We start from the raw sequence: 19,207 nt of genomic DNA, 5'->3' as shown, positions 1-19,207 counted from the left end.
TTAGGCGCTCTTGTCGCGGCGCTCGGTACGCGATGGCTTGCGCGGCACGATGGTCGGCAACACGTTGTCCTGGACGGTTTCCTTGGTGACGACCACCTTGGCGACGTCGTCGCGGCTGGGGATGTCGTACATCACCGGCAGCAGCACTTCCTCCATGATGGCGCGCAGACCGCGGGCCCCCGTGCCGCGATGGATGGCCTGATCGGCGATGGCTTCGAGCGCGTCCTCGGCGAACTCCAGCTCCACGCCGTCCATCTCGAAGAGGCGGGTGTACTGCTTGACGAGCGCGTTCTTCGGCTTCGACAGGATCTGCACGAGCGATTCCTTGTCCAGGTTCGTCACCGAGGCGACGACCGGGAGGCGTCCGATGAACTCGGGGATCAGGCCGAACTTGATCAGATCCTCGGGCATGACCTCGGCGAAATGGTCCTGCGTGTCGATCTCGGCCTTCGAATGCACCTCGGCGCCGAAGCCCAGACCGCGCTTGCCGACGCGGTCGGACACGATTTTCTCCAGCCCGGCGAACGCACCAGCCACGATGAAGAGCACGTTCGTGGTGTCGATCTGGATGAACTCCTGGTGCGGATGCTTGCGGCCACCCTGGGGAGGAACGGAAGCCTGCGTGCCTTCGAGAATCTTCAGCAGCGCCTGCTGGACACCCTCACCCGAGACGTCTCGGGTGATCGACGGGTTCTCGCTCTTGCGGGCGATCTTGTCGACCTCGTCGATGTAGATGATGCCGGTCTCGGCGCGCTTCACGTCGTAGTCGGCAGCCTGAATCAGCTTGAGCAGAATGTTCTCGACGTCCTCGCCGACGTAGCCCGCTTCGGTCAGCGCGGTGGCGTCGGCGATCGCGAACGGCACGTTCAGCATCTTGGCAAGGGTCTGCGCGAGGTAGGTCTTCCCGCAGCCGGTGGGGCCGAGCATCAGAATGTTGGACTTGGCGAGCTCGACGGGCTCGGAGCGCGAGTCGCGGCTCTTCTCGCCCGCCTGGATGCGCTTGTAGTGGTTGTAGACCGCGACGGCAAGTGTGCGCTTGGCGGTGTCCTGACCGATGACATATCCCTCGAGGAAATCGCGGATCTCCGCGGGCTTGGGCAACTCGTCGAGCTTGACGTCGTCAGCGTCGGCGAGTTCCTCCTCGATGATCTCGTTGCACAGGTCGATGCACTCGTCGCAGATGTAGACGCCGGGTCCCGCAATGAGCTTCTTCACTTGCTTCTGGCTCTTGCCGCAGAACGAGCACTTCAGCAGGTCGCCGCCATCTCCGATGCGTGCCATGGTGCTGGGGTCCTACTTCCTGTTGCTGTCGATACCTATCGTTGCGTGCCGTTTCGTGCCGGGCACCGGGACGAAGACCGAAAGTGTGTAGCCCCGACGCTACCCGCTGTTTCCGTTGCCGTGCGACCGATAAAGCCGAATAGCGTCGGTGGTATTCACATGTGGTTGCGACAACATATCGCCTGATTCGTCCTGGGCGGCCGCGGAACGCGCCACCGTGTCTCTGGCGTGTCGCCGCTGTTACCCGACCGAGAGTACCTGTCCGGCGGAAACGTAACCGGCTGGTGTCCGGCCGACATTCGCGAAGCGACCCCCAACGAGGGGTGACAGGGGCCGGCAGCTTTGCGGCCGCCGCCCCCCGCGGTTCGTGCAATGTCAGCGCGGACCGGGACCGAGCGGGCCGGGACCGACCGGCCCCGGACCGACGGGACCGGGTCCCACCGGTCCGACAACGCCTCCCACGCCGACCGGACCGGCAGGGCCGACGACCGGATTCACGCCGTACGGCAGGCAACGCACCGCGACAGGGTTCCAGTAGGTGCCCGCGGGGCAGACTGGCTCCTGGGCCTGTGACACTCCTGCCTGCAACACCGCCCCCGCCGCCGCGGCGATCAGTGCAGCAGCTGCCGTCTTCCTTACTCCCATGGCGTCCTCCTTCACCCGTGCAGAGTCGCTCCGTAAACTGACGACCGCGTGGAATGTCAGCGTGACACGGCCAAACGCCGGGGGACGTGCTTTCGCGGCATTTGCCCGGCCGTTCCCGTCGTAGTGTGCGGGCATGACCACCCTCACGGACGCGTTCGCACTCGCCAGCGGCGACAACGGCCTGGCCGTCGTCTCGACGCTGCGCGCAGACCACACCATCCAGTCGTCGCTCATCAATGCCGGACCGCTGACGCATCCGTCCACCGGACGGGAGGTACTCGGGTTCGTCACCTACGGGAAGGTCAAACTGGCCAATCTCCGCGAGCGCCCGCAGATCGCGCTCATCTTCCGAAAGGGATGGCAGTGGGCCACCGTCGAAGGTCACGCCGAACTTGCCGGTCCCGACGATCCGCAGCCGTGGCTGGGATCCGACGAGCTGGCGCAGCTGCTTCGAGACATCTTCACCGCGGCGGGCGGAACCCACGACAATTGGGACGAATACGACGCAACGATGCGCCAGCAGCGGCGCACCGCCGTCCTCATCGAGCCGACAAGGGTTTACAGCAACGGCTGAGGCCCGTCAGCCCTTCTGCGCAGACAGCTTCCGGTATTCCAGAACGGTGTCGATGATGCCGTAGTCCTTGGCCGCCTCCGCGGTCAGGATCTTGTCGCGGTCGGTGTCCTTGCGGATCACGTCGGCCGGCTTGCCGGTGTGGCGCGACAGCGTCTCCTCCATCAGCGTGCGCATGCGCTCGATCTCTGCGGCCTGGATCTCGAGGTCCGAGAACTGACCCTGGATCACACCGCCCAGTGCCGGCTGGTGGATGAGCACGCGGGCGTTCGGCAGTGCGAGGCGCTTGCCAGGGGTGCCCGCGGCGAGCAGCACAGCCGCAGCCGAAGCGGCCTGGCCCAGGCACACCGTCTGGATGTCGGCCCGCACGTACTGCATGGTGTCGTAGATCGCCATCAGCGACGTGAACGAACCGCCCGGTGAGTTGATGTACATCGTGATGTCACGGTCTGGATCCAGCGATTCGAGCACCAGCAGCTGCGCCATGATGTCGTTCGCCGACGCGTCGTCCACCTGCACGCCGAGGAAGATGATGCGTTCCTCGAACAACTTGTTGTACGGGTTGGACTCCTTGACGCCGAAGCTCGAGTGCTCGATGAACGACGGGAGGATGTAGCGAGCCTGCGGGGTGGTCCGGGGGTCGATCATGAGGGGTTCGCTCCGTTGAAGTTGACACTGGTGATGATGTGGTCGACGAAGCCGTACTCCAGGGCTTCCTGAGCGGTGAACCAGCGGTCGCGATCCGAGTCGGCCTCGATCCGTTCGATGGTCTGCCCGGTGAACTCGGCGTTCAGCCGGAACATCTCCTTCTTGATCGACGCGAACTGCTCGGCCTGGATGGCGATGTCGGCAGCGCCGCCGGTGATACCGCCCAGCGGCTGGTGCATCAGGATGCGGGCGTGAGGCAGCGCGTAGCGCTTGCCCTTGGCGCCGGCAGCCAACAGGAACTCGCCCATCGACGCGGCCATGCCCATCGCGTAGGTCGCGACGTCACACGGCGCGAGCACCATCGTGTCGTAGATCGCCATGCCGGCGCTGATCGAGCCGCCGGGCGAATTGATGTAGAGGTTGATGTCTTTCGTCGGATCCTCCGCCGAGAGCAGCAGGATCTGAGCGCACAGCCGGTTGGCGATGTCGTCGTCGACCTGAGAGCCCAGGAAGATGATCCGCTCGGCCAGCAACCGCTCATAGACCGAGTCGACAAGGTTGAGGCCCGAAGAGGCGCCACGCATGTCAGTCACGACTGGATACCTGCTTTCTTGTTTTACTTCCGACGCGGTGACCGGTCTTACGAATGACACTAACGAACCCGCGCCGCCGGGGAGTCCCCAGACGGCGCGCGTTCGCTCAGAGCGTCACTTGGTGTCGTCGGCCTTGACTTCGTCGTTCTGGGCTTCTGCCTCGTCTCCGGCATCTTCGGAGTCGTCGTCGTCATCGTCTTCGTCATCGTCACCGGCAGCAGCGGCAGCCTGTTCGCCGGACGGTCCGAAGAACTCGGTGGTGTCGATCTCGGTGCCGTCGGTGTCGGTGACCGTGGCGCCGAAGACGACCGCGGCCACGGTCAGGCCGCGCCGCACATCGGCAAACATCGCCGGCAGCTGGTTGTTCTGCTGCAGCATCTGGAGCAACTGCTGAGGCTCCAGGCCGTACTGGCGCGACATCAACACCAGCCGCTCGGTGATGTCGTTCTGGCCGACCTGGATCTCGAGCTTGTCGGCGATGGCGTCCATCAGCAGCTGGGTCTTGATCGCCTTCTCCGCGTTGGTGCGATTATCGGCGTCGAACTCCTCGCGGCTGCTGCCCTGCTCCTTGAGCGTCTCGGCAAACTTGTCCTCGTCGTGGTCGAGTCCGTGGATCGCGTTGTGCAGTGTGTCGTCGACCTGCGCCTGCACCACCGCTTCGGGCAGCGGGATCTCGGTCTGCTCCAGGAGCACCTCGATGGCCTTGTCGCGGATCGCCTCGGCCTGCTGCACGGTCTTGACTCGGCTGACCTTCTCGCGAAGGTCGGCCTTGAGTTCGTCGATGGTGTCGAATTCGCTTGCCAGTTGGGCGAATTCGTCGTCGAGTTCGGGCAGCTCGCGCACCTTGACGGACTTGACGGTGACCGTCACCTCGGCTTCCTGGCCGGCGTGCTCACCGGCCACCAGCGTGGTGGTGAAGGTCTTGGACTCGTCGGCCTTCAGGCCGATGATCGCCTCGTCGAGGCCTTCGATCAGCTGACCGGAACCGATCTCGTGCGACAGACCCTCGGTCTTGGCCTCGGGCACGTCCTTACCGTCGACGGTGGCGGAAAGGTCGATCGAGACGAAGTCGCCGTTCGCTGCGGGACGGTCGACTCCGGTGAGTGTGCCGAAGCGCTTCTGCAAGGCTTCGATCTCGGCGTCGACGTCCTCGTCGGTGACCTCGACCGGGTCGACGGTGATCTTCAGCGCCTTGAGATCGGGCAGGTCGATCTCGGGACGGACATCGACCTCGGCGGTGAAGACCAGCTCCTCGTTGTCTTCAAGCTTGGTGACCTCGATCTCGGGCTGGCCGATCGGCTGAAGCGACTCTGAGGTGATCGCCTCGCTGTAGCGGGCGGGCAGTGCGTCGTTGACAACCTGCTCGAGCACCGCGCCGCGGCCGACCCGAGCCTCCAGCAGCTTGCGGGGCGCCTTGCCGGGACGGAAGCCGGGCAGCCGGATCTGCTTGGCCAGCTGCTTGAACGCCTTGTCGATGTCGGGTTCGAGCTCCGCGAAGGGCACCTCCACGTTGATGCGAACCCGGGTGGGGCTCAACTTCTCGACGGTGCTCTTCACGATTGGTGCTCCTCTATTGCTTCTGTTTCCGGTGGGGTGGTGCTGGTCGGGGTGACAGGATTTGAACCTGCGGCCTTCCGCTCCCAAAGCGGATGCGCTACCAAGCTGCGCTACACCCCGGTCATGGCTGCCACACGCATGCGCGCAGCACTAGACCACCGGCGATCCTACGGCCTGGCCGCACCGAACCATCAATTGGATTTGAGTTAGGTGGGACCGGTACAGTCTGCCGGTACTCTCACGTAGTGCAGCACACGCGGGCGTAGCTCAATGGTAGAGCCTCAGTCTTCCAAACTGATTACGCGGGTTCGATTCCCGTCGCCCGCTCCAAACGACCGCCCTTCGGGGCGGTTTTTGCATGTCAGGACAAGGGTCCTGCACTCACCTGGCGCAGGCGAATCACCGGGCCCGACTACTCCAGCCGGCTTTCGTTTGCCGCGTCAAAGACAGGTAGTGCGCTACCCGTTCTCACCGACTGCAGGGCTCCTACGTTGATCGCAGCTGGGGGGACCAGCCGCTGAACCCGACGTTCGAAGGATGAACCACATGGTTGCCTTGGCCGACTTCTGGAAACTGACTCCATTGCCGATCGCGGTGGCCGTATTCGCCGCCGTCATGCCCGCAACGGCCATTGCCCAGCCGCTGCCCTACGGCCCGGACACTTGCATCTCGGGGTTGGTGTGGAGAGAAGCGCGCACCGGTGACACCGTATGCGTCACACCGGCTTTCCGGGCTCGCACCGCCTTGGAGAACTCGACCCCCGGCGCCAACAAGAATCCGAACGCGGGGTCCGGTCCGCAGTCCTGCTCTCAGGGCTACGTCTGGCGCGAGGCGTTCGACGGCGACACCATCTGCGTGACACCGGACATCCGGGCCGAGAACAAGGCGGCCAACGCGAACGCGCAAGCCAACTATCAGCGCAACCAGCCGGGCGCGGGCGGCGGCACGGGCACCGTGACCTTCGAGATCACCGGCACAGGCACCGTCTACAGCATCAACACCGACCCTGACGCGGGAACGGCGCCCGAGAACACCCCGGTTCCCTGGACGAAGGTGGTGCCGCTCGATCCGGACGCTTTCCTGCTGCAGGTCATCTCAGTGCCCAAGACCGGGACCCAGGGATGCCGCATCACCGTCGACGGGACCGTCGTCGTCGAGCACCCGCCGGGCGCGGGCACGCACTGCATCTTCACCCGATGACACCCCGGACGTAGGTCCGCGGGGGGGCGTCGAAGCGCAACGAATGTTGTGGCATTCCAGGCGAAGTGGACGGCGGACAGCGAGCGTCGTCGGCATCCGGATCGGCCCCTAGGACGTCGCGATCATCTCGTTGCCGCTGGTCTGCCATGCGGCATTGAAGGTGTCGATGCTCACCTGTTCGTCGGCGCCGTCGTCGGTACCGCTGTCGTTGAGGTGGACGACGCCGTTGTCGGTATCGACTCCGGTGACCACCAGCGCGTGGTCGGGTACCGAGCGGTCACCGTCGACGTCCCAGATTGTCTCGGAGTTGAGGTTCACGATGACGCCGCCGCCGCGGCCGAGGACCTGCTCCAGGGAGGCGAGGTTGGCGCCGTCGATGTACTTGCCCGCAACCCCGTAGTGCGCGAGCACGATGGGCAGGTCTTCGAAGATGCTCCCGGCGGTGTGACCATGCCCGTCGTCTTCGTTGTCGTAGATCCAGTCGCCCGGCCGGGAGACGCTCGGCGTCTTCGACGCGTACGCGACGATGTCGTCTTCGGCCGGTTCTTCTCCGGTCATCTGACCGATCACGTCGGCGGCGGCCATGATCGCGCAGTCGTTGTAGGCCTGGCGGGTCGTCCAGCCGGCCATGCCGTCGGGATCCCCGAACATCGCGGCATGGGCGACGCCCGAGAGTCCCAGCGCTGCGAAACCGGCAAGGCTGACCGTCGCGACGGTCCGGACGATGGTGGTCCTCATGGTCTCTTCTCCTCTCGTGCGAGCCGTTGTCGGCTGCGTTGAGGAGAGGTTCGCCGGATGCCCTTGCCGGATTCTTGAGGGATTGTTGACGACCGTCGCGGCGGCACGGAAGCCCCTTGTCACGCCCAGGGTTCTCCCGGTTTCTGTCGGTACGCTGTGAACCATGAATGGCGTTTTGCTCGTCCTCATCCTGCTGGTCGTCGCGGCGATCGGTATCGCCGTCTATGCCTCGTCCAAGGCCTCCGGCAAGCGCACCGCCGCGTCCCTGGCCGACGCGAAGGCCGACGCCCGCCGCGTCATCGAACGCCTCGGCGGCCAGGTCTTCGCCCTCACCGGTACCGACGACGCGTCCAAGCAAGCTCTTGCCGACGCTTCCGAGCGCTACACCGCGGCGTCGTCGCAGATCGATCAGGCCACCACGGCCAAGCAGGCCGAGCTTGCGAAGGAAAGTGCGATGGAAGGCCTGTACTACGTGCGGGCTGCGCGCGTCGCGATGGGCATGGATCCCGGGCCGGAGCTGGAGTCGCTGTGGGGTCAGCGGTCGGCAGGCACCGTGACCGAGGACCGCCGCGTCACCTTCGAGGGCCGCGAGATCGAGGCGTCACCGTCGCCGTCGGAGCGCACCCCGAACTACTACCCCGGCGGGCGCGTCGCAGGCCGTCCCGTTCCCGCCGGCTGGTACTCCGAGCCCTGGTGGAAGCCGGCCTTGGTCGCGGGTGCGTGGGGTCTGGGTTCTGCACTGCTGTTCAGCACGATGTTCTCCGGCATGGCCGGGGTCGGCTATGACGCGCAGGCGTTCGAGAACGGCTATGGCGACGGGTTCCAGGACGGTCTCGATCAGGGCCAGCTGGAAGGGTCCGGCGATGCCGGCGGCGGAGACTGGGGCGGCGGGGACGCCGGCGGCGGCGATTGGGGTGGCGGCGGCTGGGATTCCGGCGGCGGCGACTTCGGTGGCGGCGACTGGGGTGGCGACTTCGGCGGCTTCGACTTCTAGCCCTCAGAAGCGGCTTTCCAGTCGCGCGGAAACCCCTGCCTCCTGCAGATCGAGCCGTTCCAGCATCGCCCGGACCGCCTCGTCGTCGATTCTGCCCGCGTCGCGTTCACCGATGAGCGCGAGCCGCTGCGCGGCCAGCACGTCGCGGTACAGCTGCGCGAACACCTCGGCGCGCAAGGTGTGGGCCTCGGGGTCGGGCATCTCGTCGGCATCCTGGGAGTGGCGCGCCACGATGCCCCGAATCTCGGCGAGCACCCGCGGGTCCAGTCCGGCGGGAGGGTTCGCCCGGAACCCGGCGAGCACCTCGTCGGCGGCCTCGTGCACCACCCGCTCCGCTTTCTCCGTCTCCTGCAACGCTTCTGCCTGATCGACGTCACCGGACACGTTGAGCTTGCGGATCAGCAGCGGCAGGGTCCATCCCTGCAGCAGTAGGGTGCCCACACTGACGACGAACGCGATGGCCTGGATGGTCGCGCGCTCGGGGAAAGGTTCACCGGCCGCGGTCGTAACCGGGATTGCCGCTGCCGCAGCCAAAGTCACCACGCCGCGCATACCCGTCCACGAGACGACGACGTTCTCCTGCCAACTCAGGGCCCGGTTGCCGGTGCGCGGGCGCCAACTGGTGCGTGACGGGTCGCGACGCCGCACGCCCAGCGCTCCCCGACCGCCGCCTTCGGGAATCGGAACGCTCAACCGCTTCTCGACCTGATTCGCCAGCTTCTTGCGGCCGAACATCGCGAACACCGAGACAGGGCGGACCACCAATACGATGAGCAGTACGATCAGCGAACCCACGGCCACCTGGGCGAGCGACTCATGCGCCTCACGCAGATCCTCCAGCACGAAACGCAGATGCAGGCCGATGTAGGCGAAGACAAACGCCTCGAGCAGAACGTCGACCGAGTTCCAGACATATCGTTCCTGCAGCCGCGTCTGGTAGCCGGCGTCCACGGTGCCGCTGCCGACGACGAACCCCGCCACCACGACAGCCAGCACACCCGAGGCGTGCATCTCCTCGGCCAGGATGAACGCCGCGAACGGCACCATGAGCCCCTGCACCGTCTCCAGCGCCGGGTTGGCCAGGCGCCGACGAATCCAGAGCGTGACGTAGCCCAGTGCAGCGCCGACCAGCGGTCCGAGCACCGCACTGTAGGTGAACAACAGCAGCGGATTCTCAATGAAGGTGTCGGTGCCGGCTACGTGCGCGACGGCGACGGAGAACAACGCGAGCGCGGCCGCATCGTTGATCAGACTCTCGCCGGTCAAGATCGACATCACACGCTTGGGCAGCCCAAGCTTGCGACCGACCGCAACGGCGGTGACGGCATCCGGCGGCGCCACGATCGCACCGAGCACCAGCGCGGTCCCGAACGTCAATGGGACGAACACCAGCCAGGACGAGACCGCAGCCACCGCGAAAGCGGTGACGACCACCAGTGCCACCCCGAGTCCGAGGATCGGTTTGATGTTGCGCAGGAATGTCGGGAACGAGAAGTCCAGCGCGGCCGAGTACAGCAGGGGTGGCAGCACAACCGACAGGAGGATGTGTGAATCCAGCTCGGGCGCCTCGAATCCCGGCAGGAACGACACGGCGATGCCGACGACGACGATGATCAGTGCGGGTTCGAGTCCGCGGCGGTGCGCCACCGCGGTGACGACGATCGCGCCGACGACGACCAGGATCAGTTCCACGCGCAGATTCTCCCGGCTAACCGCCGGTATGTCCCGCCGACGCCCCTGGCTAGCTCTGACAGCTCGGGCACCAGAACAGGTTGCGACCCTCCATGACCTCGGTGCGGATGGTGGTGCCGCAGATCCGGCACGGGTCCCCGGCGCGCCGGTAGACGTAGGTGCGCGGTCGCCGCGGCGCGTAAGACGGCATGCCGTGGTCGTCTTCGGGGCGAAGAGTGATGATCCGACCGCGGCGGACACCGACCTTCATCAACTCGACGAGATCGGTCCAGGCTTCCTGGAACTCCCCTTCGCGCATCCGCGTGCCGGGGCGATGAGGGTTGAGGCGGTGGCGGTACAGCAGCTCGTTGCGATAGACGTTCCCGATGCCGGCGATGACTTTTTGGTCCATCAGCAACGCGCCGATCACCCTGCGGGACTTGCTTATCCGCTCCCACGCCGCAGATGGGTCGGCATCCTTGCGCAGGGGGTCGGGGCCGAGCCGGGCCAAGATTTCCGAGACTTCGGACTCGTCGACGACCTCACACGCCGTCGGTCCGCGCAGATCGGCTCCTTTGTCCGTGCCGACGATGCGCATCCGCACCTGCCCGACCGGTTCCGGAACGCCGGCGTCGACGGCGAATTCGGTGAACTTGCCGTAGAGACCGAGGTGGACGTGAACAATTCGTCCGCCCGCATAGTGGTGGAAAAGGTGCTTACCCCATGCGCTCGCCCGATCGAAGACGCGGCCGTTGATTGCGTCGGCTCCGTCGATGAACCGGCCCTGAGGGCTGCTGACGGCGACGTGCTGACCCCGGAAGATCTTCTGGTGCCGACGGGCGAGTCGGTGAACGGTATGTCCTTCGGGCATCCGCCCAGTCTGTCAGGCCTGTCGCACCGCTCCTGCCGCGAGAGCGTTGGTCCAGCTGCCGTGACTGCTGATGTCCTCGCCGGGCACGGCGGCGTCGCATCCGAAGGCGGTCCGCCAGCTGCCGTCGGCGAATTCGACCTTGCCGAGTTGCATGGGCGCGGGTAGTTCGGCGAGGAACTGCCCGAGTGCCGCTGGTGACAGGAGCCAGCGGTGCCCGGTCAGCGCGGCGCCCTCGACGCCCTCGGGGACCCGTGTGACGCCGGGTTTGGGCGGTGTCGTCGGCAGAGCCGTCATTCGGTATCGCGGTGCTGTGGTGATCTCCCCGGCGAAGCGCGCCCCACGATCGGTGAGCTGGTGGACCAGCGGGCCGCCGAGCAGATGCGCCCCGAACACCACCAGTTCGACATGGTCGGCGGCGGCGAGCGGCCAGGGCGTCGCGGGCGCGGGCTCGTCGGTGAACAGCGCGGCGATGTCGAGTGCGACGGCGTCGTCGAACGCGCGCGCCAGCACGGTGACGCCGAACTGAGCATCGCCTGCTGTTCCGGCCGGGACCGCCACGCCGCACATGTCGAACAAGTTGCAGAAGTCCGTGTAGGTGCCGAGCCGCTCGTTCACCCCCACCGGGTCGCCTTCGACCTCGGCGATGCTCGGGTGCGTCGGCGCGGTCGGTACCAGCAGCGCGGCGGCGCCGGCGAGAGATTTCATCGCCAGCTTCTGCAGCCGCCGCACTTCAGTGCGCTCAGCGATCAGCCGATGCGCCGGGATGTCGCGTGCGGCGGCGATGATGTCACGCACGGTGGGGTCGAGCGCCACAGCGGGATGCACGTCGATGAATTGCGTTATCGCAGAATATCTCTCGCTGGCCAGCGCGCCATCGTAGCCCAACTTGGCCGCGGCCAGGAACGGCGCGAATCCGACGGTGACGATACGAACTCCGCACGCCTGCAGGCGTGTCACGGCCTCGTCGAAGGCCGCGCGCCACTGCCGGTCGAGGTGTGGCAGCTCGTCGGGGATCGCCACCACCGGCGATGACGACGCGGCCAATGTGGTGTCCGCCGGCCACGAGCGGCCCGGAGCCGATGCGGCCAGAACTGCCGTCGCCGTGTCGGCAAGCCGCAGTCCCGGCGCGAAAATAGTGCTGCAATCATAGGATTCGCACGTCGGCACACCGTCGTCGTGGCTGATGACGCTACGGGTGGGTTTGATCCCGACGATCCCTTGCAGTCCCGCTGCCACCAGTCCGGATCCCGCGGTGTCGGTCGACACAGCGATGTCGGTTTCGCCGGTGGCCACGGCGACCGCAGTGGCGAACTGGTCGAGATTCGTCTTGCCGACGAGTACAGCACCCTCGGCGCGCAGGGCGGCGACGGCCGCGGCATCGGAGTCAGGGATATCGGCGAACTCCGAGCAGCCCGCGGTGGTCGCCCGACCCGCGACGTCGATGTCGTCGCTGACGGCCAGCCGGATTCCTGCCAACAGTCCTGGGCCACTCCGGCTTTCGGCGAGCTCGTTGCCGACGTCCGCCTCTGGCCGCCGGCTGATCCACACCGTCATCGACGCATCGTATAGACACCGGTTTATCGATGCATCCGCTAAGGATGTGTGCGCAAGACCTCCACCTGCCGATCGGTGAGCAGAGGACGAACCTTTCTACGGACTTCGGGCAGCCCGAGTTCGAGTTCAGGCGCCGGGAACGGGCGGCGCGACGTGCGTCTTCTCGTATTCGGCGAGGATGTCGATGCGGCGCTGGTGGCGCGGCGCTTCCGACCACTTCGCGGTCAGGAACGCATCGACGATCGCCAACGCCTCTTCGGTGGTATGCATGCGGCCACCGATGCCGACCAGCTGCGCGTTGTTGTGCTCACGGGCCAGCGTCGCGGTCTCGGTGCTCCAGGCCAACGCGCAGCGGGCGCCCGGCACCTTGTTCGCGGCGATCTGCTCGCCGTTCCCGGAACCGCCGAGCACGATGCCGAGGCTGCCGGGGTCGGCGACCGTCTTCTCTGCGGCGGCGATGCAGAACGCCGGATAGTCGTCCTCGGCGTCGTAGGTGTACGCCCCGCAGTCGATCGGCTCGTGACCTGCCTGTGTGAGGTGGTCGATGATGGTCTGCTTGAACTCGAATCCGGCGTGGTCAGCCCCAACGTAGACGCGCATGGCGGCAACCATACCTCCGGCTCTGCACCGCGAGCGCGCGTGTTTGCCCAGCGACGCGCGGTGCTCGCCGTACATTTTCGTCGCGCTCACCGACGGGAGCTCAACTGTCGGCTCAGCCGACCGTTATCGCGTCCAGGCGCTCCTTGATGAAGTCCGCGCATGTCACCGGCTCAAGCCCTGCCACCTTGCCGATCGGCGGGCCCAGCGGCGTGACGAGTGCGTCGTGGTTGGCCTCGTAGAAGTAGATCAACGACACCAGATCCTCTTCGGGGGCGTGCGGCTGGGGTGGCAGCACCCTGTGGCGTCCCGACGGCCATCGGCGCCCGCTCCAATACTCCAGAAGATCGCCGATGTTCACCGTCAACGCCGCCGGGTCGTAGGGCGCATCCTCCCAGCCGCCGTCCTCGGAGTACACCTGAAGTCCGCCGGCGCCGGGTTCGCGGTCGAGGATCGTGACCGTGCCGAAGTCGGTGTGCGGTCCGATGCGGAACTGACCCGGTTCCGGTTCACCGACCACACTCACGGGCGGGTAGTGGTTGATGTTCATCGTCCAGGTGGGCCTGCTGGCCAACTCGGCGAACGGGTTCACCGACAGCTTGAGCGCATGGGCGAACAGCGTCAAGAGCTCATCGGCCACGCGCCGCATCTGCGCGGCGTACTCGCCGACCAAACCTTGCAAGTCGGGCACCTCGCTCGGCCATACGTTGGGCGCGAACCAGATTCGATCGACCTCGGGATCACCGGTCGCTGTCTCCGCGCCCAGGCTGAAGCTCTCTTTGAGATCCGGTGGCGTCTCGGTCCCCTCGGCGTAGGCGTTCGCCTCGGCACCCGGGCCGATCCACCCGCGTCCCCCCACGGGCACCGAGTACGCCGCCTTGCTGTGCTGGGGTAACGCGAAGAATTCCCGTGACGCGGCGCGGACGTCGCGCGCAAGCGAGGCGTCGACCCCGTGACCGGTCACCAGGATGAAGCCCGCGCTCTGCAGACCGGCATCGACCTCCGCGGAGACTGCGGCCGCGTCGGCACCCCCACCTCGCCAACGCGAAAGATCAACCTTCGCAATCACTCTCCGATATCCTCCGCCCATAAGTCCGGGTTGTCCGCGATGAACTCGCGCATCAACGTCACGCAGCGTTCGTCATCGAGAACGGTGATCTTCACACCGTTTTCGGCAAGCCAGTCGTGGCCACCGGTGAAGGTCTGGCTCTCGCCGATCACCACCGCGCCGATGTTGAACTGACGCACCAGTCCGCTGCAGTACCAGCACGGCGACAGCGTGGTCACCATCGTCGTCGAACGGTATCCGCGTTGCCGCCCCGCGTTCCGGAACGCGTCCGTTTCGGCGTGGATGGACGGGTCGTCGAGCTGCACTCGACGGTTGTGACCGCTGCCCAGCAGCGCGCCATCGGCTGAGAACAATGCCGCCCCGATCGGTATCCCGCCCTCCGCCAACCCTTTTCGGGCCTCCTCGACGGCGACGTCGAGCATCTGCTCCGGTGAGTTCATACCTGTTCTGCCTTGATCTGCGAGCGACACAGCACCCAGTATGGGGCTCCGGCACGCAGAAGGAACGTGATATCGCCCGCGGCGTCGGTACGGGCCGACGAAGCACCATCCAGAGCCACGGGTGCCCGCCGCCGCAGTTTCCGCCTCAGCCATCACCCAACCGTCACCCCGAACATGCCGCGCCGCAACCCGAGTCAACGTGCCGGAAACAATCGCGCGGCCCGCGAGGTTGCACGCCAGCATGAAGGTTCTGATTCTCAGCGCCAGCCCGCGCGAAGACGGTAACTCCCACCTTCTGGCGCGCGCCGCCGGTGACGGCGCGCGCTCGTCGGGCCACGACGTCGAACATCTCTTCCTCGACGAGTACGTCGACCGGATGCTCGGCAACTGCCGACGGTGTCGACTCACCGACGGCCGCTGCTCGCTCGACGATCGCTACGAGGAGTTGCTTCTCGAACACCTGCTGACCGCCGACGGCGTCATCTATGCGATGCCGCTGTACTTCTACGGCATGCCGGGCCGGCTCAAGACGGTGTTCGACCGGTTGTTCTGCTACACGGCGAACAGCGCCCCTCAGCAAGACCTGGTGATCAGCGGAATCACGAACAAGAGAATCGGCGTACTCATCTCCTGCGAGGAGAGTTACGTCGGCGCGACCCAGGGCGTCATCGCGCAGTTTCACGAACTGACCCGCTATTTGCAGCAGGAACTCGTTGGGGTGGTCGTCGGCAACGCCAACAGCCGCGGCGAGATCGTGCACGACCCGTCCGACCCGGTGTCGCGCGCAGGCGATCTCGGCACGCGGCTGTTCGACATTCGTGTCACCGACTACCGCCTGGACACCGAGCGATCCAACAAGGTGTGGGGGCCGCGCCCCTGACTCAGTCGAAGGTGGGTGGCTCGGTGCGGGTGCGCTTGAGTTCCCAGAAGTGGGGGTAGGCCGCGAAGATCACCGAGGCATCCCACAGCTTCCCTGCTTCCTCACCGCGCGGGATCTTCGAGAGCACGGGGCCGAAGAATGCGACACCGTTGACGTGGATCGTCGGGGTGCCCACGTCGTCGCCGACGGCGTCCATGCCCTCGTGATGGCTCTTGCGCAGCGCGTCGTCGTACTTGTCGGTCGTTGCAGCCTCGGCGAGCTCGGCAGGTAGGCCAACCTCTTCGAGCGACTCTTTGATGACCTTCTCGAATTTCGGGTCGGTCTCCCGATAGTTCTGGTTGTGGATCCGTGTCCCCATCGCGGTGTACAGCGGCCGCAGGATTTCGCGTCCCTTGAGCTGTTCGGCGGCGATGGCCACACGCACCGGCCCCCACGCCGTCTTCATCATCTCCTTGTATTCGTCAGGCAGATCGCGGCCCTCGTTGAGCACCGCCAGGCTCATGACCCGGAAGTCGACGTCGACGTCACGCACTTTCTCCACCTCGAGAATCCAGCGCGAGGTGATCCAACACCACGGGCACAGCGGGTCGAACCAGAAACCGGCGACATCCCTATCGGCCATCTGAAGATCCTTTCGACGAATTGTGGACGCACTACCGTCCGGGACAACCATGCACCGTCAGCCTGTGTTCCCGTTCGGGGCTAGTGTTGACCAGCGTGGCACTACCTAACCTGACCCGTGACCAGGCCGCCGAGCGCGCCGCTCTCGTGACCGTCGACAGCTACCGCATCGCGCTGGACCTGACCGATGCCAACGGCAAACCGAGTGAGCGAACGTTCCGGTCGGTGACGACCGTCGAATTCGACGCGCTCGCCGGTGCCGACACCTACATCGACCTCGCGGCCGAGCGCGTGCGCAGCGCCGTCCTGAACGGCGTCGACATCGACGTCTCCGGGTACGACGAGTCGACGGGCATCCCCCTGAAGGGCCTGGCAGCACACAACACGCTCGTCGTCGACGCAGACTGCCTGTACTCGAACACCGGCGAAGGCCTGCACCGGTTCGTGGACCCGGTGGACGACGAGGTGTACCTCTACTCCCAGTTCGAAACCGCCGATGCCAAACGGATGTTCGCGTGTTTCGATCAGCCGGATCTGAAGGCGGCCTTCGACGTCACCGTGACCGCGCCCGCGCACTGGGAGGTCATCTCCAACGGAGCCACGCTCGATGTCGCCGACGGGTGGTTGCCGGTCACCGAGCGGGAAAAGAAGATTGCCGCGCTGTCGGAGGCCGGAAAGTCGGTCAACCAGATCGCCGACGAGCTCGCCCTGTCCCAGCGGACCGTCGAGGCCGACCTCTACCGCATCCTCGAACACGCGGGACCCGCCAAACGTCACACGTTCAAAGCCACCCCCCGGATGAGTACATACCTGGTCGCGTTGATCGCCGGGCCCTACGCCCGCTGGGACGACGTGTACTCCGACGACCACGGTGACATCCCGCTCGGCATCTTCTGCCGCAAATCTCTGGCCGAGTACATGGACGCAGAGCGGTTGTTCACCGAGACGAAGCAGGGTTTTGGCTTCTACCACAACAACTTCGGCGCGCCGTATGCGTTCGGCAAGTACGACCAGCTCTTCGTCCCCGAGTTCAACGCCGGCGCCATGGAGAACGCGGGCGCGGTGACGTTCCTCGAGGACTACGTCTTCCGGTCCAAGGTGACCCGCTACTCCTACGAACGTCGCGCCGAGACGGTGCTGCACGAGATGGCGCACATGTGGTTCGGCGACCTGGTCACCATGCGGTGGTGGGATGACCTGTGGCTCAACGAATCCTTCGCGACGTTCGCCTCGGTGCTGTGCCAGGCCGAGGCCACCGAGTACACGCAGGCGTGGACGACGTTCGCCAACGTCGAGAAGTCATGGGCCTACCGGCAGGACCAGTTGCCGTCCACCCACCCGGTGGCCGCCGACATTCCCGACCTCCACGCCGTGGAGGTGAACTTCGACGGCATCACCTACGCGAAGGGCGCCAGCGTCCTCAAGCAGCTGGTCGCCTATGTCGGGCTCGAGGCATTCCTGGCGGGCCTGCGCGACTACTTCCGGGACCACGCGTTCGGCAATGCCACCTTCGGCGACCTGCTCGGCGCACTGGAGAAGTCGTCGGGGCGCGACCTGTCGGGGTGGGGCCGGCAATGGCTGAAGACGACCGGGTTGAACACGCTGCGACCGGATTTCGACGTCGACGCGGACGGCAAGTTCACCCGGTTCGCGATCGACCAGGGCGGCGCCAAGCCGGGCGAGGGCGAGACACGTGTGCACCGGCTCGCGGTCGGGATCTATGACGACGACGGCTCCGGAAAGCTGGTGCGCGTACACCGCGAGGAGCTCGACGTCGAGGGCTCAGCCACCGAAGTGCCTGCGCTGCAAGGAGTTTCGCGCGGCAAGCTGATCCTGCTCAACGACGACGACCTGACGTACTGCTCGCTGCGGCTCGACCCCGACTCGCTGCAGACAGTCTTGACGCGAATCGCCGACATCGCCGAGCCGCTCCCCCGGACGCTGGCGTGGTCAGCGGCCTGGGAGATGACGCGCGACGCCGAGCTGCGGGCCCGCGATTTCGTCGCACTGGTGATCAGCGGACTCCACGCCGAGACGGAGGTGGGGGTCGCGCAGCGTCTACTGCTTCAGGCGCAGACGGCCCTGGGTTCCTATGCCGACCCGGGCTGGGCCGCAGAGAACGGCTGGCCCGCATTCGGCGACGCTCTGCTCGATCTCGCGCGCGAATCGCAGCCGGGCTCAGACCACCAGCTGGCTTTCGTCAACGCGTTGTGCTCATCGGTGCTGTCACCCAACCACGTGGCGGTCCTGGAGACCCTTCTGGACAACGAACCGGCGGCGGTGAACCTGGCCGGCCTGGCGATCGACACGGACCTGCGGTGGCGGATCGTGACCGCGCTCGCGCGTGCCGGCGTCATCGACGCCGACGGCACCGAAACCCCGTTCATCGATGCCGAAGCGGCCAACGACCCGACTGCGGCGGGCCGGCGTCAGGCGGCCGCCGCTGGGGCCGCACGACCGCAGTCGGCCGTCAAACAGGCGGCGTGGGAGCAGGTCGTCGAGGATGACACGCTGGCCAACATCACCGCGCGCGCGATCATCGGCGGCTTCGTTCAGCCCGGCCAGGGTGAGGTCCTCGCACCATTCCGCGACCGCTATTTCGGCGCGATCTCCGGTGTGTGGGAACGCCGCTCGAGCGAGGTCGCGCAGACCGTGGTCGTCGGGCTGTACCCGTCGTGGGAGATCAGCCAGGACGCGTTGAGCGCGGCGGACACGTTCCTGTCCGACCCCGAGGTGCCGCCCGCGTTGCGTCGGCTGGTCCTCGAAGGTCGCGCCGGCGTGGAGCGCTCGCTGCGGGCCCGCGAGTTCGATGTGAGCTAGCCCCTCGCAGCGCGAGCGAGCGTGTCTGCACGCGGAGACGCCGCTCGCGCCGCATGCTGTTGCGATGGCGGTCAACAACAGTCGCAGGGCTCGTGCCGCCCGGCGCCGTCAGCGCCGGGTGGCAGCGGTCGTCAACGACCTCACCGACGAACAGTGGGCGGCGCTCAAACTGGCGTGGCAGGGCTGCGCCTATTGCGGCAAGACCACCGGGACGATGCAGCGCGACTGCGTCATGGCGATCTCGCGCGGCGGACGCTACACCGTCGACAACGTCGTCCCCGCGTGCGCAGCCTGCAACGCCAGCAAGTGCAACGACGAAGTCACCGGCTGGCTGCGCAGAAAGCGTCTGGACGAGCGCCTTTTCCTGGAGCGCTACGTCCGTATCCGGGGTGAACTCGTCGCTGCGGCTCGCGAAACGGCCATCACGGTAGTCGAGGAGGCTCGACCGCTACCGTGA

At 66.3% G+C, this 19,207-nt stretch carries 19 protein-coding genes and 2 tRNA genes; 7 read left to right on the top strand and 14 right to left on the bottom strand.

Features of this window, described 5'->3' with window-relative positions; translation table 11 throughout:
• Together clpX and AWC12_RS31160 are read right to left on the bottom strand one after the other, a co-directional pair.
• Complete coding sequence (clpX, locus tag AWC12_RS20405) at positions 1 to 1,281, bottom strand: ATP-dependent Clp protease ATP-binding subunit ClpX (RefSeq protein ID WP_085176649.1); 1,281 nt, start codon at positions 1,279 to 1,281, stop codon at positions 1 to 3.
• Between the two features lie 375 nt (positions 1,282 to 1,656).
• Entirely contained in the window at positions 1,657 to 1,926 is a 270-nt protein-coding gene (locus AWC12_RS31160; protein WP_024447892.1) for a hypothetical protein, read from the bottom strand.
• Positions 1,927 to 2,059: 133 nt separating this feature from the next.
• Here AWC12_RS31160 and AWC12_RS20400 point away from each other — a divergent pair, with 133 nt between their 5' ends.
• The gene (locus AWC12_RS20400; protein ID WP_085176647.1) at positions 2,060 to 2,500 is read left to right on the top strand and encodes a TIGR03618 family F420-dependent PPOX class oxidoreductase; all 441 of its coding nucleotides are present in this window, start codon (positions 2,060 to 2,062) and stop codon (positions 2,498 to 2,500) included.
• A 6-nt stretch (positions 2,501 to 2,506) separates the two neighbouring features.
• Here AWC12_RS20400 and clpP2 read toward each other — a convergent pair whose 3' ends face one another.
• From clpP2 to AWC12_RS20380, 4 genes are all read right to left on the bottom strand, one after another.
• Positions 2,507 to 3,145: an ATP-dependent CLP protease proteolytic subunit ClpP2 gene (gene clpP2 / locus AWC12_RS20395; protein ID WP_024447890.1), complete on the bottom strand. Its 639-nt coding sequence runs from the start codon at positions 3,143 to 3,145 to the stop codon at positions 2,507 to 2,509.
• Positions 3,142 to 3,798 (bottom strand): ATP-dependent Clp protease proteolytic subunit, encoded by a 657-nt coding sequence (locus AWC12_RS20390; RefSeq protein WP_081660078.1) that lies wholly within the window; start codon positions 3,796 to 3,798, stop codon positions 3,142 to 3,144. The genes clpP2 and AWC12_RS20390 overlap by 4 nt, the downstream gene beginning before the upstream one ends.
• Before the next feature lie 54 nt (positions 3,799 to 3,852).
• Complete coding sequence (tig, locus tag AWC12_RS20385; protein ID WP_165762839.1) at positions 3,853 to 5,295, bottom strand: trigger factor; 1,443 nt, start codon at positions 5,293 to 5,295, stop codon at positions 3,853 to 3,855.
• 43 nt (positions 5,296 to 5,338) lie between these two features.
• Positions 5,339 to 5,415: transfer RNA gene (locus tag AWC12_RS20380), tRNA-Pro, on the bottom strand.
• Positions 5,416 to 5,551: 136 nt separating this feature from the next.
• Between AWC12_RS20380 and AWC12_RS20375 the strand changes: the two genes are divergently transcribed.
• A tRNA-Gly gene (locus AWC12_RS20375) sits at positions 5,552 to 5,625 on the top strand.
• Between the two features lie 216 nt (positions 5,626 to 5,841).
• The gene (locus AWC12_RS20370; protein WP_036465527.1) at positions 5,842 to 6,495 is read left to right on the top strand and encodes an MmpS family transport accessory protein; all 654 of its coding nucleotides are present in this window, start codon (positions 5,842 to 5,844) and stop codon (positions 6,493 to 6,495) included.
• 108 nt (positions 6,496 to 6,603) lie between these two features.
• On the opposite strand, the gene AWC12_RS20365 is transcribed toward AWC12_RS20370, so the two are convergent.
• Positions 6,604 to 7,233, bottom strand: a complete 630-nt coding sequence (locus AWC12_RS20365; protein WP_024447887.1) for a C39 family peptidase — start codon at positions 7,231 to 7,233, stop codon at positions 6,604 to 6,606.
• 163 nt (positions 7,234 to 7,396) lie between these two features.
• On the opposite strand from AWC12_RS20365, the gene AWC12_RS20360 reads away from it, so the two are divergent.
• A complete protein-coding gene (locus AWC12_RS20360; protein WP_085176642.1) occupies positions 7,397 to 8,227 on the top strand; it encodes a hypothetical protein in 831 nt (276 codons plus the stop codon).
• A 3-nt stretch (positions 8,228 to 8,230) separates the two neighbouring features.
• Here AWC12_RS20360 and AWC12_RS20355 read toward each other — a convergent pair whose 3' ends face one another.
• The 6 genes from AWC12_RS20355 to AWC12_RS20330 form a co-directional block, all read right to left on the bottom strand.
• A complete protein-coding gene (locus AWC12_RS20355) occupies positions 8,231 to 9,919 on the bottom strand; it encodes a cation:proton antiporter (protein ID WP_085176640.1) in 1,689 nt (562 codons plus the stop codon).
• Between the two features lie 49 nt (positions 9,920 to 9,968).
• The gene (locus tag AWC12_RS20350; protein ID WP_085176638.1) at positions 9,969 to 10,769 is read right to left on the bottom strand and encodes an Fpg/Nei family DNA glycosylase; all 801 of its coding nucleotides are present in this window, start codon (positions 10,767 to 10,769) and stop codon (positions 9,969 to 9,971) included.
• Positions 10,770 to 10,781: 12 nt separating this feature from the next.
• Positions 10,782 to 12,323, bottom strand: coding sequence for an amidase family protein (locus AWC12_RS20345; protein ID WP_085176637.1), 1,542 nt, complete (start codon positions 12,321 to 12,323; stop codon positions 10,782 to 10,784).
• Between the two features lie 126 nt (positions 12,324 to 12,449).
• Positions 12,450 to 12,923, bottom strand: coding sequence for a ribose-5-phosphate isomerase (locus AWC12_RS20340; protein ID WP_085176724.1), 474 nt, complete (start codon positions 12,921 to 12,923; stop codon positions 12,450 to 12,452).
• 112 nt (positions 12,924 to 13,035) lie between these two features.
• Positions 13,036 to 14,010, bottom strand: coding sequence for an isopenicillin N synthase family dioxygenase (locus tag AWC12_RS20335; protein WP_085176635.1), 975 nt, complete (start codon positions 14,008 to 14,010; stop codon positions 13,036 to 13,038).
• Entirely contained in the window at positions 13,986 to 14,429 is a 444-nt protein-coding gene (locus AWC12_RS20330; RefSeq protein ID WP_085176634.1) for a nucleoside deaminase, read from the bottom strand. Before AWC12_RS20330 ends, AWC12_RS20335 begins: the two co-directional genes overlap by 25 nt.
• 241 nt (positions 14,430 to 14,670) lie before the next feature.
• Between AWC12_RS20330 and AWC12_RS20325 the strand changes: the two genes are divergently transcribed.
• The gene (locus tag AWC12_RS20325) at positions 14,671 to 15,309 is read left to right on the top strand and encodes a flavodoxin family protein (protein ID WP_085176632.1); all 639 of its coding nucleotides are present in this window, start codon (positions 14,671 to 14,673) and stop codon (positions 15,307 to 15,309) included.
• Between the two features lies 1 nt (position 15,310).
• Here the strand turns inward: AWC12_RS20325 and AWC12_RS20320 are convergent, their stop codons facing one another.
• Positions 15,311 to 15,931, bottom strand: a complete 621-nt coding sequence (locus tag AWC12_RS20320) for a mycothiol-dependent nitroreductase Rv2466c family protein (protein WP_024448409.1) — start codon at positions 15,929 to 15,931, stop codon at positions 15,311 to 15,313.
• Positions 15,932 to 16,026: 95 nt separating this feature from the next.
• On the opposite strand from AWC12_RS20320, the gene pepN reads away from it, so the two are divergent.
• Together pepN and AWC12_RS20310 are read left to right on the top strand one after the other, a co-directional pair.
• Positions 16,027 to 18,750, top strand: a complete 2,724-nt coding sequence (gene pepN / locus AWC12_RS20315; protein ID WP_133057368.1) for an aminopeptidase N — start codon at positions 16,027 to 16,029, stop codon at positions 18,748 to 18,750.
• A 64-nt stretch (positions 18,751 to 18,814) separates the two neighbouring features.
• Positions 18,815 to 19,207 (top strand): HNH endonuclease, encoded by a 393-nt coding sequence (locus tag AWC12_RS20310; protein ID WP_024448407.1) that lies wholly within the window; start codon positions 18,815 to 18,817, stop codon positions 19,205 to 19,207.

The organism is Mycolicibacterium iranicum (assembly GCF_002101705.1).
GTDB classification, from domain to species: Bacteria; Actinomycetota; Actinomycetes; order Mycobacteriales; family Mycobacteriaceae; genus Mycobacterium; species Mycobacterium iranicum.
The sequence above is the reverse complement of the archived record's forward strand: the minus strand, read 5'-3'. Positions and strand labels throughout refer to the sequence as shown.